We start from the raw sequence: 13,877 nt of genomic DNA, 5'->3' as shown, positions 1-13,877 counted from the left end.
ACAGTGAGTCAGGCCACGCGTATGCACAAACGACATCGATTTAACACTCGGATGACCCGCATCATACTGCTTATCAGTTTTCTCTTTTTCTTTGGCCGCTTTGTTTATTCTTCCATCGGCGCCTGGTATCACCATCAGGATAAAATGCAATCTCAGCAAACCAGTCTGTCCGTCTATACTTCCGAACGCTAAACCAGCGGCTTATTTTGCAGCATCCGTATAATGGCAGAGATCCCTTTGCTCAGGATTTTATCCTGGCGCATCACTACAGCCAGTTGGCGCTGCAAAACCGGCGTCAGCGAATGCACGCTTAACCCTTCGCAATCGGCTGGGTTTTCCACCGCCATTCGCGGCACGATGCTGTATCCAAGCCCTGCACGCACCATACGTTTGATAGCCTCGATGCTTCCGAGCTGCATGACCGGCGCTATCGCGATCCCGCAGGCCTCAAACCAGCTGTCAATCAACGCGCGTGTACCGCTTCCCGATTCGAAAGCAATCAGGGGCTGAGCGTGCAGAACCTCTGGCGTCAGCAAATGCCACGCGTCGGGCTGCTCCTGAGAAACAATAAAGACGAACTCTTCGTTCATCACCGGCATAACATCCAGCGCGCGCCCGCTGACAGGCAGCGTGACCAGCCCCACGTCCAGACGATTTTCTTCAATCGCGCGCACAATATCGAGCGTATTCCCGGTGGTGACGCCCACCTTTAACAACGGGTAGTCGTTTCGTAGCTGCTGCAACAGCGGAGGCAAAAGATGGATACAGGCCGTTGCCCCAGTCCCGAGCGTGATTGTGCCGCTCACCTCGCGGTTAAACTCGCTGACGGAACGAATAGCCTCATCCACCACTTGTTCGATACGCTCCCCGTGGCTTAACAACGCCAGCCCGGCTGCAGTGGCTTTAATGCCGCGCCCAGTGCGCTCAATTAATCGCGTCTGGAGAAATTGCTCTAGCTGGCGGATTTGCAGACTAACCGCAGGCTGAGAAATACCAAGCACATCCGCAGCGGCGGAAAAGCTGCCCCGCTGTACCACCAGGCGAAAAGTCGCCAGATTGCCCAGATTTAGCGTCGTCATTCAAAGTTTCTCTTATACAGGTCATAAGGTCGCGAGCCTGCCTGCACAATACCGCGCCCGTTATGCTGAGGACAACTGCATAACGGAATGAAAAATAATGGAAACACCTGCCCTGCCTCGCCGACTCGCCCTGACGGCGGGATGCAATCAACTCATCAACTGGGGAATTTCGTTTTATATGCCCGGCACCCTTGCGCGATCGATTTCAGCTGACCGGGGTTGGTCATCACCACAGATTTACCTCGGCCTGACGCTGGCGATGCTGGTGATGGCGGCGGTTTCTCCGTTCGTCGCCCGCCTGCTGGCACGCTTTGGCGGTCAGAAAGTGGTGATGGGCGGCACGTTACTGATCGCCATAAGCTGCGCGGGGATGGCGTATACCCAGACGCTTTTTGGCTGGTACTGTGCCTGGCTGGTCACCGGCGTCGGGATGCGCCTGTCGCTGTACGATGCGCTGTTCGCCGCGCTGGTGAACCTGTACGGGCAGCAGGCGCGAAGAACCATCTCGCGCGTCACGCTGGCGGGCGGGCTGGCCTCAGCCATCTTCTGGCCGCTGGGTGATGGCCTGCTTCACGTCATGGGCTGGCAGGACGTGCTGCGCGTCTATGCCCTCTTTGGTCTGCTGAGCGCGGCACTGATACGTACGCTTCCCCGGCAGCGGCTGACGGTGACGACAAAGGTCAGCGCGCCGCCGCTGAATAACGAGCGGCGTAACGGCTGGCTTTATGCTGTCTTTATTGCCCTTATCACCTTCGTCTCTAACGGAACGTCCACCCACCTGCCAGAGTTTATCACCCACTTTGGGCTGCCGGTGGCCGTTGGCATGCTGTGGGGATTCGGCCAGACCGGCGCGCGCGCGATGGAAGTGATGGCGGGCACCCGCATAACGCCGTTCAATCTGACCCTTTTCACCGCGATCGCTATGCCGATCTGCTTTCTCGTCGGGTTAAGCAGCGCCCTTTTTGTCTGGTGCGCCGCCGGGTTCGTGCTGGGATACGGTGCGATAAACGGGCTGGTCACCCTCGTCAAAGCCACCCTGCCGCTGGAACTGTTTAGTCCCGAAAGCTATGCCGCCCGCACCGGTATACTGCTTATTCCCGGTCAACTGATGGCGGCGGCGTCGCCGTTTGCCTATGCGTGGCTGAATAAAACGCTGGGGATTGTCGGCGCAATGTGGGTCTCAGCGGGCCTGACGCTGGTGATTGCCGGGCTGGCGATAGCGATTGTCCGTCTTCCCGGCAGGCTAACTGCATCACACTGTATCCAGCGCGCCACGCTGACTAACGGGTACAAAACGGCACCTCCGGCAAATCTCTCTGATACATAAATACGGTTATCTGTGTCCGACATCATTCAGAACCGATGGTTTGCTGAAAAGGCGGCTCATTTGACTTTCTGCACTTTCGTATCCCCCGGCAGCAGAGCAGTGCCGTCCTGCGCTGCTGGCGCCATAAAGGGAACCGGCTTGCCCGTCCGCCTGTCGACCAGCAGCGAGTGGCGCTCGCCCTGCGCAAAAAGATGCTGTTCTCCCCACTGACGCAGTGCCACGACCACGGGAAAAAGACTCTCACCTTTATCGGTCAGCACATATTCCTGATACGCCGTGCCGTCTGATGCCCCCTGTAACGTCAGGATGTCCGCATCAACCAGCTTGCGAAGCCGGTCAGAAAGAATGTTGCGCGCCACTCCGAGGCTCCGCTGAAAATCCCCGAAGCGCGTCATGCCGTCAAACGCATTACGCACAATAAGCAGCGACCAGCGATCCCCGATCGCCTCGACGCTGCGGGCAACGGGACAATATTCCTGTTTAACCGTCTTTTGGGACATCTCGTTTTTTCCTCACAAAGGCCAGCCATAACCAGTTGCATTTTAAAACCACATAACCTAGCATTCAACCAGTTTCATTTTAAAACCAGGTTAACTCAGGCGAGGAATAGTAAATATGTCACTGACATCAGCCCCTCTTTCAGCCGATATGCCGCGCAGCATGGTCTGGCTGTTCGCCATCGCCAGTGGTTTAAGCGTGGCTAACGTCTATTACGCACAGCCTTTGCTTGATGCGCTGGCGAACGATTTCGGTATCAGCCATGCGGCGGTGGGTGGCGTGGTGACCGCGACGCAAATGGGCTGCGCACTGGCTCTGTTGCTTGTGGTTCCTTTGGGTGACAACGTTGATCGCCGGCGACTAATGGCAATACAACTGGTGGGGCTGGTAGTCGCGCTGTTTTACGTCAGCATGGCGCAGACCTCCTCCGCCCTGCTCGCAGGTATGCTTGCGACCGGCATGCTGGGTACGGCAATGACGCAAGGGCTGATTGCCTATGCCGCCAGCGCCGCGTCGCCGCATGAACAAGGGCGTGTTGTCGGTGCGGCGCAGGGGGGCGTGTTCATGGGTCTGTTGCTCGCGCGCGTCTTTGCTGGCGGCATCAGCGATATCGCTGGCTGGCGTGGGGTCTATCTGTGTGCCGCCGCGCTGATGCTCATCATTGCATTACCACTGTGGTGGAGGCTTCCCGCTCTGCCAGCCGTCTCTGCCAGGATAAGCTATCCGCGCCTGATGGGCTCAATGCTGACACTGCTGCGCCAGGAAAAAATCCTGCAGATACGCGGCGTGCTGGCGCTGCTGATGTTTGCGTCGTTCAACATTTTCTGGAGCGCGCTGGTGCTGCCGCTGAGCGCCCCGCCCTTTAGCTTCTCGCATGCCGCGATTGGTGCGTTTGGACTGGCTGGCGCGGTGGGGGCACTGGCGGCTGGCCGGGCAGGACGATGGGCCGATCGGGGCTATGCTCAACGCACCAGCGCGGCGGCACTGGTGATTCTGCTGTTGGCATGGTGGCCGTTGTCGCTTATGGACCGTTCACTCGGGATCCTGCTTATCGGCATTATCCTGCTCGATTTGGGCGGACAGGCACTGCACGTCACCAACCAGAGCATGATTTTTCGCACTCGTCCCGAGGCGCACAGCCGGCTGGTCGGCCTTTACATGCTGTTTTATGCCGTCGGCAGTGGACTCGGCGCGCTCGGCACGACGATGATGTATGCCTTTGCTGGCTGGCCGGGCGTCTGCCTGCTTGGCGCCTCGGTCAGCCTGCTGGCGCTGGTGTTCTGGTGGTTAACCCGCTTCAGCGCCCACTCTCAGCGGGATAATCGCGATTAATCCACGCGTGATCGTCTTCCCAGGTGAACATCCATTTTCGCACCGGCCCGGCCATCACGTTGAGGTAATAGCTGTCATACCCGGCCATCGTCGCCACCGGGTGATAGCCCTTCGGCACCATGACCACATCACGGTTGTAGACCGCCATACACTCATCCAGCGTTCTGTCGTCGGTGTAAACGCGCTGCATACAAAACCCCTGCTCCGGGTTCAGACGGTGATAGTACGTCTCCTCAAGATAGGTTTCGTTCGGCGGATTATCCGTGTCGTGCTTATGGCTCGGGTACGAGCTGGTACAACCTTCGTTGGTCCAGACCTCCACCACCAGCAGGCTGTCGGCCTGTTTGTCTTCCGGAAGAATATTATGCACGTAGCGCTGGTTATTACCCTTGCCGCGCGCTTCGCCGTCGATATCCTGCGGGGCAATTAGCCGCGTAGGGTACGTGCCTTTGCCGGGAGCGGCGCAGACCGCCAGCTCCAGTTTTGTCAGCGCCTTCACCTGCACCGTCTCCTGCGGGGTGACGTAAACCGACCACGGCTTGATGCGTTCGAACGGGCTCATCCGCTCACCGATGTCGTTAAACTGCGCGGAAGGCGTGCTGATGGAAGCGCGTCCGGCCACCAGCACCAGACAGCGCTCTTCGCTCACGGCGGACAGCGTCAGCTGCTGCCCCTCCTGTAGTTCATACACCTCAAAGCCGACATACCCCCAACCTGCGCTTTCCGGCGTGACCGACTGGGTGCGCCCCTCGCCGTTCGGCTGCTGCCAGCGTGATAACAGACGTGACATGTCACCTCCTCAAATAAGTCCGGCATCGCGCGCCAGGCGGCTCAGATTGTTATACCCCAGACGGGCGTAGGTCAGCGGATGGGCTATCGCCGGATCCTGTTCGGCCTCCACCACCAGCCAGCCGTGATAGTCCTGCGCTTTCAGCAGCCGCATGATCGGCGGGTAATCCACGCAGCCGTCGCCCGGCACGGTAAACACGCCGCTCAGCACCGCATCGAGGAAGCTGGTTTTACGGTTTTTCACGTCAGCCAGTACGTCGGCACGCACGTCTTTGCAATGAACGTGGTTGATACGCGACGCCCAGCGCTGCGCCACCGCCAGCGGATCGGCCCCGGCAAAGGTCAGATGCCCGGTATCCAGCAGTAACCCCACCGCGTCGCCGGTGTGGGTCATCAGGTTGTCCACGTCGTCAGCGGACTCAATCACCGTACCCATATGGTGATGGTAGGCAATCTGCACTCCCTGCTGCTGCGTATAGCGGGCAAATTCGGTGAGTTTCTCGCCATACTCTTTCCAGCGCTCCTGCGGGAAACGCGGGCGCAAATGCACCGGGGTCTGCTGCTCGCCGTGAATGCAGCCGCTCACTTCCGCAAAGACCAGCACCTTCGCGCCCAGTTCGCGCAGCAGCGTCAGGTGCGGCTGCACGGCGGCGATCTCCTCCTCCACGCTGCGCTCCAGCAGGCGGCCAGAATACCAGCCGGAGACCAGTTGCAGGTCATGGCGCTGCAAGATGGGGCCGAGCAGACGCGCTTCGCGCGGGAATTTATTGCCCAGTTCAAAACCGGCGAAACCGGCCTCTTTACCTTCGCTCAGGCAAGTATCCAGCGACGTCTCCGCGCCGAGTGAAGGCAGATCGTCGTTCGTCCACGTCAGCGGGTTAATGCCCAGTTGTACACTCATTGTCGTCTCCATTATGCGTGTCCGCGCTCGCGCCACCAGGCGATAAGCTGCAGGTAGTTGTCCCGAATACGCGTCACAAGCTGCGCATCGTCAATATCGTGTTTCAGCCATGCGCGCGAGGCATCGCCAAACAGCGTGCGTCCCACGGCGAAGCCTTTGACCAGCGCCTGCCCCGAGGCCGCTTTGAAGTCAGCGCGCAGCTGTTCTGCCGGGGCGTCCAGACCCAGGATCACCACCCCACGGCAGTGCGGGTCGCGACGTTCGATGATTTCGCTCAATGCCGTCCAGCCCTCGGCTGAGAGCGGCGGCAGTTTCCACCAGTCGGGGTAAATGCCCAGGTTGTAGAAACGGGAGATAGCACGCAGGTAAAGTTCGTCACTGCGCGGCATGGTCGCGGGCAATATCACCTCCAGCAGCAGCTCATGCCCGGACTGACAGCAGGCGTGGTACACCTCGGCGATTTTCTGCTCCTGCTCCAGGCGCAGGCCGTGGGCGTCTTCCGGGTGGAAGAAGACCAGGCACTTCACCACGTGTTCCTGCGGCCAGCTGATAAGCTGGGTGCCGATGTTGCCGTGCTCCATCTCCAGCGGCCGGGAGCCCGGCAGCTCTATAGGGCGGCCAATCCACCACCCTTCGCCGGTTATCGCGTTCAGCGCGTCCTGACCAAAGGTGCCGTCGCACAGCAGACCAGCTTTGCCCTCCAGCCCGGCGCGGCTCGCCGCCTCACGGCTGGCTTGCAGGATCAGCTGTTTCAGCGCCGAAATGCGCTTGAGCGACGCACCGCACTGCATTGCCATATCTTCCAGCTGGCTGCGGTGGTCGAAGGCCATCACGCACAACTCCGGCCATTCGCGGCGGCGGGTCGTGACGCGATGGAGATGGTTAAGACGCGGGTCAAGATCCGGGCGCGGAACGAGGGCGGCGCGGGAAAGATAATCATCCAGTTCAATTTTGCTCGGCATCGCCGGGGCGCAACCGTGGCGCGAGACCACCAGCGCGCCGCAGGCGTTGGCATAGCGACACGCCTGCTCCCAGCCCTCGTCGTTCAGGTAGCCGCGCAGCAGACCGGACATAAACGCATCCCCCGCGCCGAGGACGTTCAGCACCTCCACGCGCACGCCGGTCACCGTCAGGCCGTCGTCCAGCCGTGGCGGAATGGCGTCGGTATAGACCGAACAGCCAAGCGCACCACGTTTGCAGACCAGCGTGGCCTGACTCACACCACGCACCTGCCCCAGCGCCTGTAGGGTATCCGTGCTGCCGCCCGCAATGTGGAACTCCTCTTCGGTGCCGACAATGACGTCGAAGAGGTGCAGCACCTCCTGCAATTCGCGGGTGACCTTATCGGCGGCGATAAAGCGCGTTTCGCCATCGCCTAAGGCGGTCAGCCCCCACAGCACCGGACGGTAGTCGATGTCCAGCACCGTGCGAACGCCGTGACGGCGGGCATAGCCCAGCGCCGTTAGCACCGCCTCGCGGGTCTGTGGGTGAGAAAGGTGAGTCCCGGTGATGGCAAGACAACGTGCAGAGGCAATGTAGCTTTCATCCACATCGCTGGCGGTAATCGCCATATCCGCGCAGTTATCGCGATAAAAAATCAGAGGAAAAGTGTCCCGGTCTTTAATGCCGAGTAACACCAGCGCCGTGAGGCGGTCTTTATCGGTTATCAGATGGCTGGTATCGCAGCCCACCTGGTTGAGCTCTTCGCGCAGGAAGCGGCCCATATGTTCATCACCCACGCGCGCCAGCATCGACGAACGTAAACCCTGACGCGCGGTGCCGTACGCCACGTTGCCGGACGATCCGCCGAGATATTTGGCGAAGCTTGACACATCCTCCAGGCGGGCACCAATCTGCTGACTGTAGAGGTCTACCGCCACGCGGCCCATGCATATCACATCAAACTGCTTTTCCACGTTGATACCTCATCAGACAATGTCGTTCACGTTCAGCCAGCGGCCCTGTAGATGCGAGAGTGCAATCGCGTCCAGCACGCGAGACACTTTCCAGCCCTCTTCGAAGTCCGGCCACATCGGCGCGTCGGCGGCAATCCCGTCTACCAGGTCGCGCACCTCCACCGTTTTTTGATCGTTAAAGCCAATACCATGGCCCGCGCCCATGCAGAACGCGGCGTAGTCCGGGTGTGACGGGCCAACGAGCAGCGTGCGGAACCCCTGGCGGTTCACCGGATCGTCATGCAGATAGAGCTTCAGCTCAGCCATGCGCTCCTGGGTGAAACTGATAGCGCCTTTGGTCCCGGTGATGACGTACGACAGCCCCATCTTGCGGCCGCAGGCGACGCGGGAGGTTTCAATAACCCCCTGCGCCCCACCCGCAAATCGCACCATCGCGTGGGCCTGATCCTCGTTTTCGACAGTAATCATGTCCGACGATCCGGCCTTTGCAGGGCGTTCCGGGACCACGATCTTCAGGTCGCCGCAGACCTGCTCAATCTCCCCCACCAGGTACTGCGCCATATTGACGATATGCGCAGCCAGATCGCCCAGTACCCCTAGTCCGGCGGTCTCTTTAAAGCAGTGCCAGTGGATCGGAGAAAGCGGGTCGGCCATATAATCTTCGTTGTGGGTGCCGTAGAAGTGGATCACCTCGCCAATCTCGCCGCGCGCAATAATCTCTTTTGCCAGCTGCGCCGTCGGGTTTTTCATGTAGTTGAACCCCACCAGCGTTTTCACCCCTGCCCGCTTCGCGGCGTCGACCATCTCGCGCGCGTCGTGGGCGTTCAGCGCCAGCGGCTTCTCCGAGTAGACGTGCTTGCCGTGACGGATCGCCTCCAGCGCCATCTCTTTATGCAGATGGTTAGGCGAACAAATATCCACCACGTCAATGGCCGGGTCGGCCACCAGCGCCCGCCAGTCCCCGGTTGAACGGTTGAAGCCAAACGCCTGCGCCCGCTCTGCCGCCAGCGTCGGGTTCACTTCGGCCACCATCTCGCGCACCAGCTTGCCGCGCAGGTTGAATACCGTCGGGGCCTGGGCATAGGCGATGGCATGTGCCTTGCCGATATACCCGGTGCCAATCAATCCAATACGAACCTCTTTCATCATGATCCTCACAGTGCGCCGCGACGGCTTTTGGCGTAGGTATCAAACGCCACCGCCAGAACGATAATTAATCCAGTGATAATTTGCTGGTAGTAGGCCGAGACGTTCATCAGCACCAGGCCGTTAATCAGAATACCCATGATGATGGAGCCGATAATGGTGCCGCCAATGCGCCCGTAACCGCCCATCAACGAGGTGCCGCCAATCACCACCGAAGCGATGACGCGCAGCTCAAAGGAGATCCCGGCGACTGCCTCGGCGCTCCCCAGACGCGCGCTCAGAATGAAGCCCGCCAGCCCCGCCAGACAGCCAATCAACACATACACGCTGACCAGCACGCGCTTCACGTTCACCCCCGCCAGGCGCGCCGCCTCCGGGTTACCGCCAATGGCGTAGACGAAGCGGCCCCAGCGGGTTTTGTGCAGCGCCAGATAGCCGCCGACAGCAACGATGGCGAAGATCCAGATAGGAATGGAGATGCCGAGCAGCTCCCCGCGTCCCCACCAGCGGTAGCCAGGATCGAAACCGGCAATCGGCGCGCCATCGTTAATCACCAGCGTGAGGCCGCGCCAGATGGTCATCCCGCCGAGGGTCACGATGAACGGCGGCAGGCGCAGGCGAGTCACGCCCAGACCGTGCAGGAAGCCAATCGCCGTGCCCATTGCCAGACAAATCCCCAACCCAATCAGCCAGCTCATGCCGCCCCAGGCGTTCGGGTCGACGGTGGTGAAGTTGTCGCCCTTAATCACGTACGCCGCGGTCATGGCGCACACTGCCAGAATGGATCCCACGGAAAGGTCGATCCCGGCAGTCAGGATGACGAAGGTCATCCCCACGGCCATGATTCCGTAGATAGAGACTTCGGTCAGAATGTTGAAAATGTTGCGTTCAGAGAAAAAATTGCTGTTCTGCGACTGGAAGAAAATCAGCAGCAGGATCATGAAAATCAGCACCCCGAAGCGCTCGAAGAAGGCGATGGGATCGATGCGTCCGGCGCGTTTGACCGGGGCCTGTGTTTTAGAAATCATCTGCGTCATGAGAAACTCCGTTATGCCGCGTTCAGGGCGTTGTGGTTGATGGCCATCATCGTCATCAGCCGTTCTTCGTTAGCGTCGTCGCCGTGGATCTCGCCGGTCACCCGGCCTTCACTGAGCGTGATGATCCGGTCAGACACCGCCATCACTTCAGGCAGATCGGAGGAGATCACGATCACCGCCACGCCCTTTTTCGCCATATCAAACAGCACCTGGTGCACTTCTGATTTGGTCCCCACGTCGATGCCGCGCGTCGGTTCATCGACGATCAGCACCCGCGGGTTGAGCGCCATGCAGCGCGCGAGGATCACTTTTTGCTGGTTGCCGCCGGAGAGCTTGCGCACTTCCTGCTCGCTGTTGACCATTTTTATCTGCAGCGCTTTGCGGTAGGACTCAATCAGGTCGTCCTCTTTGCGGGTGTTCACGAACCAGCGCCACTGCAGAAGCGAGGAGAGGCAGGAGAGCGACAGATTGTCGCGAATCGACAGCCCCAGCACCGCCCCCTCTTTTTTGCGGTCTTCCGGTACCAGCGCCACGCCCTGATCGAGGGCATAAAGCGGGTCGCGCGGCTGGTACGGCACGCCGTCCAGCTCAAAGCTCCCCGAGGTAAAGGCGTCTGCGCCAAACAGGCAGCGCGCCACTTCGGTGCGCCCTGCGCCCACCAGCCCGGCAATGCCTAAGACTTCCCCGGCGTGGACGTGGAAGCTGATGTCATGCAGGGCGATGCCGTGCGGATCCAGCGGCGGCTTTTCGCGGCTCAGCCCCTTCACTGCCAGGCGGACGGGTTTATCTTCATGATGGGTTTCGCTGGCCGGACGGCGATTAAAGGCCACGTCGCGCCCGACCATCAGGCGGATCAGCTGTTCAACGTTGGTCTCAGCCACTGCGCCGGTGCCGGTGAAACGGCCATCCTGGAAAACGGTGAAGCGATCGCAAAGCTGGAAAACTTCATGCAGACGGTGGGTGACATAAATAATGCTCACACCACGGTTTTTAAGCTCACGCACCACGCGGTGCAGGCTTTCCACCTCGCTGTCGCTCAGCGCGGCGGAAGGTTCGTCCATAATGATTAACCTGGCGTTCAGGGTCAGCGCCCGGGCGATCTCCACCATCTGCTGCTGGGCCACGCTCAAACGGGCGACAGGCGTGGTTGGGGCGACGTTCAGCTGCAGGTAATCGAGAATGACCTGCGCCTCCTGATTAACCGCCTTTTCGTCAACGATCAGGCTACGCCTGCGCGGCTCGCGCCCAAGAAACATGTTTTCTGCAACGGTCATATTGGGCAGCAGGTTAAATTCCTGATAGATGGTGATAATGCCCTTGTTCTGCCGCACCACCGGGGAGTCGTCCACCGGCAGCGTTTCACCGTTGAACCAGATATCGCCGCGCGTTTGCGGCTGCGCGCCCGCGAGCGCTTTCAGCAGCGTGGATTTTCCTGCCCCGTTTTCCCCCAGCAGGGCGTGAATTTCTCCGCTGCCGACGGTCAGTTGAGCGCTGCTCAGCGCCCAGACGCCGGAAAAGCTTTTGGCCAGGTCGGTCACTTTCAGTAAGGGTTGCGACATCAGTCTGCTCCTCCTTTAGAGTGAGCCGCCGCTTACGCGGCGGCTGCGGACATATCAATTGCCAGCTTCGCCGATACGCTCAGCCTGTTGCAGGTTCTCTTTGGTGATAAGCGTCGGCGGGTAATCCGCACCAGTGATGGCTTTCTTCTCACGCACGCTGGCCACCAGCTGGCTCATCGCCGTCTGCACCGCAAAGCCCGGACGCTGATCCGCCGTTACCGCCAGCCAGCCGTCTCGCACGCGGGCCAGCGCCTCAGGAACGGCATCAAAACCAGTGACCAGAATTTCGCCCGGTTTCACGCCCTGGCTTTGCAAGGCTTCAATCGCCCCCAGCGCCATATCGTCGTTGGCAGAGAGGATCACCTGCGGACGTTTCGGCAGTGAAGGCAGAACGCTTTCAACGATGCGCATCCCTTCTGAACGCATCCAGTTTCCGGTCTGATCGGCGACGATCTTGTACTTATCCCCGCCCGCCTTCAGGCTGTCGCGGATCCCTTTGGTGCGTTCAATATTGGAGGAAGAGCCTGGCTGACCGGTGAGCAGGATAATGTCCGCGCCGTTGGGGAATTTGGTTTTGACGAAGTCACCAATCGCCTGGCCGCCTTTGTAGTTGTTGGCGCCAAAGTGCGGCACTTTTTTCTGGCTATCGACGGAGCGGTCAAGGGTGACGACCGGCAGCTTCGCATCCTGAATTTCATCCACCGCACTGGAGACCGCGTTCACATCGTTCGGGGAGACGATAAAACCTTGCGCCCCACGAGTGATGGCGTTTTCCAGGTCAGCCACCTGTTTCGGTGAGCTGCCCTGCCCGTCCAGCACCTGAAGCTTCACGCCCATCTCTTTTGCGGCTTTCACCGCCGTGCGCTGCATGTGAACTTCAAACGGCATGGCCAGGTTCGGCGTACTGAAAACAATTTGCTCGTTTTCGGCGAGAGCGGCCCCGGACGTCATGGCGATGAGGGCGGCTAAGATCAGTTTTTTCATTATTATGTCTCTCTGTGTAGGGTTGTTGTGTTTAGAGGACGATCTCGCGCTGGCTACGCAGCGATTCCAGCGCTTTATCCGCAAGGTACAGCGCACGTTCACCATCATCGCCGCTGCAATCAGGCACCGCTTCGCCGCGCAGAACCGCAACAAAGTGTTCCCATTCCGCGGCGTAAGCGGATTTGTAGCGTTGCAGGAAGAAGTGTTCCGGCAGCGCACTGGTGCAGCCCTGTTTGCCGAAGTGCTGCACCTGGTTTTCAAGAATGTTGCCTGCGCACAGCAGCCCTTCGGAGCCGTGCAGTTCAAGGCGCTGGTCATAGCCATAAGAGGAGCGGCGGCTGTTAACAATGGTGGCCATCGCGCCGGAAGCATATTTCAGAACGATAAACGCAGTATCAATATCCCCCGCCTCGCCAATCGCCGGATCCACCAGGTTGCTGCCCTGGGCATATACCGACACCGGCTCTTCACCCATGATGAAGCGCGCCATATCAAAGTCGTGAATGGTCATATCGCGGAACATACCGCCGGAGACGCGCACGTACTCCGCAGGTGGCGGAGACGGATCGCGTGAGATAATCAGCAGTGATTCCGGTTTGCCGATGCGCCCGGCCTGGACGTCGGTTTTCACACGGCGGAACTGCGGGTCAAAGCGACGGTTAAAGCCGATGAACAACGGCACGTCGTACTCTTTGACCACTTTCAGGCAGTCGCGCACGCGGGCGAGGTCAAGGTGTACCGGCTTTTCACAGAAAATGGCTTTGCCGTGGCGGGCGGCCATTTCAATCAGGTCAGCGTGAGTATCGGTCGCGGAGGCGATCAGCACGGCGTGAACGTTAGGGTCGGTCATCGCTTCGTCAAGGCTCTGCTGGCGGGCCTGATACTGCGTCGCGAGGCGAGTGGCAAATTCCTGATTAGGGTCAACCACGGACCAGAGCGTGGTCGCGCTGTGGCTGGCGATGTTAGCTGCATGTACCTGGCCAATTCGGCCAGCGCCCAGTAAAGCAATGTTAAACATAACGGCTCCCGGTGTTGGTGAATGCTGTGAACTAACGACCCTATAAATAAAACATTTATTTCATTTTTATAAATAGTGAAAATTATATTTTTGAGTGCGAGTTAACACTTTTGAGATGAATGAGATAAATTCTGTTATCAATCTCACAACATAGAAGGGAGGACATCTTCCCCTCACCCCGGCCCTCTCCCCAAAGGGGCGAGGGAGAAAAGACAGCCCCAAGCCGTCCCCTCTCCCCAAGTGGGCCAGGGAGAAAAGGCCGCACCGAACCATCCCCTCTCCCCTTTGGGG

The 13,877-nt window shown here is 59.5% G+C and carries 13 protein-coding genes; 3 read left to right on the top strand and 10 right to left on the bottom strand.

Annotated elements, in window-relative coordinates; genetic code table 11:
• Positions 1-3: 3 nt before the first annotated feature.
• Positions 4-192, top strand: a complete 189-nt coding sequence (locus tag ACS603_RS06700; RefSeq protein WP_182061997.1) for a YfgG family protein — start codon at positions 4-6, stop codon at positions 190-192.
• Here ACS603_RS06700 and ACS603_RS06695 read toward each other — a convergent pair.
• Positions 189-1,079, bottom strand: coding sequence for a LysR family transcriptional regulator (locus ACS603_RS06695; protein WP_474943985.1), 891 nt, complete (start codon positions 1,077-1,079; stop codon positions 189-191). The genes ACS603_RS06700 and ACS603_RS06695 overlap by 4 nt on opposite strands.
• A gap of 97 nt (positions 1,080-1,176) precedes the next feature.
• Between ACS603_RS06695 and ACS603_RS06690 the strand changes: the two genes are divergently transcribed.
• The gene (locus tag ACS603_RS06690) at positions 1,177-2,406 is read left to right on the top strand and encodes an MFS transporter (protein WP_474943984.1); all 1,230 of its coding nucleotides are present in this window, start codon (positions 1,177-1,179) and stop codon (positions 2,404-2,406) included.
• Between the two features lie 56 nt (positions 2,407-2,462).
• Here ACS603_RS06690 and ACS603_RS06685 read toward each other — a convergent pair whose 3' ends face one another.
• Positions 2,463-2,906: a winged helix-turn-helix transcriptional regulator gene (locus ACS603_RS06685; protein WP_474943983.1), complete on the bottom strand. Its 444-nt coding sequence runs from the start codon at positions 2,904-2,906 to the stop codon at positions 2,463-2,465.
• A 115-nt stretch (positions 2,907-3,021) separates the two neighbouring features.
• Here ACS603_RS06685 and ACS603_RS06680 point away from each other — a divergent pair, with 115 nt between their 5' ends.
• Positions 3,022-4,236 carry an MFS transporter gene (locus tag ACS603_RS06680; protein ID WP_474943982.1) on the top strand — a complete coding sequence of 405 codons (1,215 nt, stop codon included), beginning with the start codon at positions 3,022-3,024 and terminating at the stop codon, positions 4,234-4,236.
• On the opposite strand, the gene iolB is transcribed toward ACS603_RS06680, so the two are convergent.
• Genes iolB through iolG form a run of 8 tightly spaced genes read right to left on the bottom strand, consistent with a single transcriptional unit; the run spans position 4,202 to position 13,586 of the window.
• Positions 4,202-5,026: a 5-deoxy-glucuronate isomerase gene (gene iolB, locus ACS603_RS06675; protein WP_474943981.1), complete on the bottom strand. Its 825-nt coding sequence runs from the start codon at positions 5,024-5,026 to the stop codon at positions 4,202-4,204. The two genes, ACS603_RS06680 and iolB, sit on opposite strands and share 35 nt — an antisense overlap.
• Positions 5,027-5,035: 9 nt before the next feature.
• The gene (gene iolE / locus ACS603_RS06670) at positions 5,036-5,926 is read right to left on the bottom strand and encodes a myo-inosose-2 dehydratase (protein WP_315686432.1); all 891 of its coding nucleotides are present in this window, start codon (positions 5,924-5,926) and stop codon (positions 5,036-5,038) included.
• 11 nt (positions 5,927-5,937) lie between these two features.
• On the bottom strand, positions 5,938-7,842 hold the full coding sequence (locus tag ACS603_RS06665; RefSeq protein WP_315686433.1) for a bifunctional 5-dehydro-2-deoxygluconokinase/5-dehydro-2-deoxyphosphogluconate aldolase: 1,905 nt from the start codon (positions 7,840-7,842) through the stop codon (positions 5,938-5,940).
• A gap of 12 nt (positions 7,843-7,854) precedes the next feature.
• Entirely contained in the window at positions 7,855-8,988 is a 1,134-nt protein-coding gene (locus tag ACS603_RS06660; protein WP_474944042.1) for a Gfo/Idh/MocA family protein, read from the bottom strand.
• A gap of 8 nt (positions 8,989-8,996) precedes the next feature.
• A complete protein-coding gene (locus tag ACS603_RS06655) occupies positions 8,997-10,025 on the bottom strand; it encodes an ABC transporter permease (protein WP_028014045.1) in 1,029 nt (342 codons plus the stop codon).
• Between the two features lie 11 nt (positions 10,026-10,036).
• Positions 10,037-11,584, bottom strand: a complete 1,548-nt coding sequence (locus tag ACS603_RS06650; RefSeq protein WP_182062005.1) for a sugar ABC transporter ATP-binding protein — start codon at positions 11,582-11,584, stop codon at positions 10,037-10,039.
• Positions 11,585-11,638: 54 nt separating this feature from the next.
• Positions 11,639-12,568: a sugar ABC transporter substrate-binding protein gene (locus tag ACS603_RS06645; protein ID WP_014071315.1), complete on the bottom strand. Its 930-nt coding sequence runs from the start codon at positions 12,566-12,568 to the stop codon at positions 11,639-11,641.
• A 31-nt stretch (positions 12,569-12,599) separates the two neighbouring features.
• Positions 12,600-13,586, bottom strand: a complete 987-nt coding sequence (gene iolG, locus ACS603_RS06640; protein WP_182062006.1) for an inositol 2-dehydrogenase — start codon at positions 13,584-13,586, stop codon at positions 12,600-12,602.
• Positions 13,587-13,877 lie beyond the last annotated feature (291 nt).

It is taken from the genome of Enterobacter sp. Li2LvB3 (assembly GCF_056156645.1).
The sequence above is the reverse complement of the archived record's forward strand: the minus strand, read 5'-3'. Positions and strand labels throughout refer to the sequence as shown.

Coding starts and splice junctions, on each gene's coding strand:
- ACS603_RS06695 (WP_474943985.1), bottom strand. CDS start 1,079: ATGACGACGCTAAATCTGGGCAATCTGGCGACTTTTCGCCTGGTGGTA.
- ACS603_RS06690 (WP_474943984.1), top strand. CDS start 1,177: ATGGAAACACCTGCCCTGCCTCGCCGACTCGCCCTGACGGCGGGATGC.
- ACS603_RS06685 (WP_474943983.1), bottom strand. CDS start 2,906: ATGTCCCAAAAGACGGTTAAACAGGAATATTGTCCCGTTGCCCGCAGC.
- ACS603_RS06680 (WP_474943982.1), top strand. CDS start 3,022: ATGTCACTGACATCAGCCCCTCTTTCAGCCGATATGCCGCGCAGCATG.
- iolB (WP_474943981.1), bottom strand. CDS start 5,026: ATGTCACGTCTGTTATCACGCTGGCAGCAGCCGAACGGCGAGGGGCGC.
- iolE (WP_315686432.1), bottom strand. CDS start 5,926: ATGAGTGTACAACTGGGCATTAACCCGCTGACGTGGACGAACGACGAT.
- ACS603_RS06660 (WP_474944042.1), bottom strand. CDS start 8,988: ATGAAAGAGGTTCGTATTGGATTGATTGGCACCGGGTATATCGGCAAG.
- ACS603_RS06655 (WP_028014045.1), bottom strand. CDS start 10,025: ATGACGCAGATGATTTCTAAAACACAGGCCCCGGTCAAACGCGCCGGA.
- ACS603_RS06650 (WP_182062005.1), bottom strand. CDS start 11,584: ATGTCGCAACCCTTACTGAAAGTGACCGACCTGGCCAAAAGCTTTTCC.
- ACS603_RS06645 (WP_014071315.1), bottom strand. CDS start 12,568: ATGAAAAAACTGATCTTAGCCGCCCTCATCGCCATGACGTCCGGGGCC.
- iolG (WP_182062006.1), bottom strand. CDS start 13,586: ATGTTTAACATTGCTTTACTGGGCGCTGGCCGAATTGGCCAGGTACAT.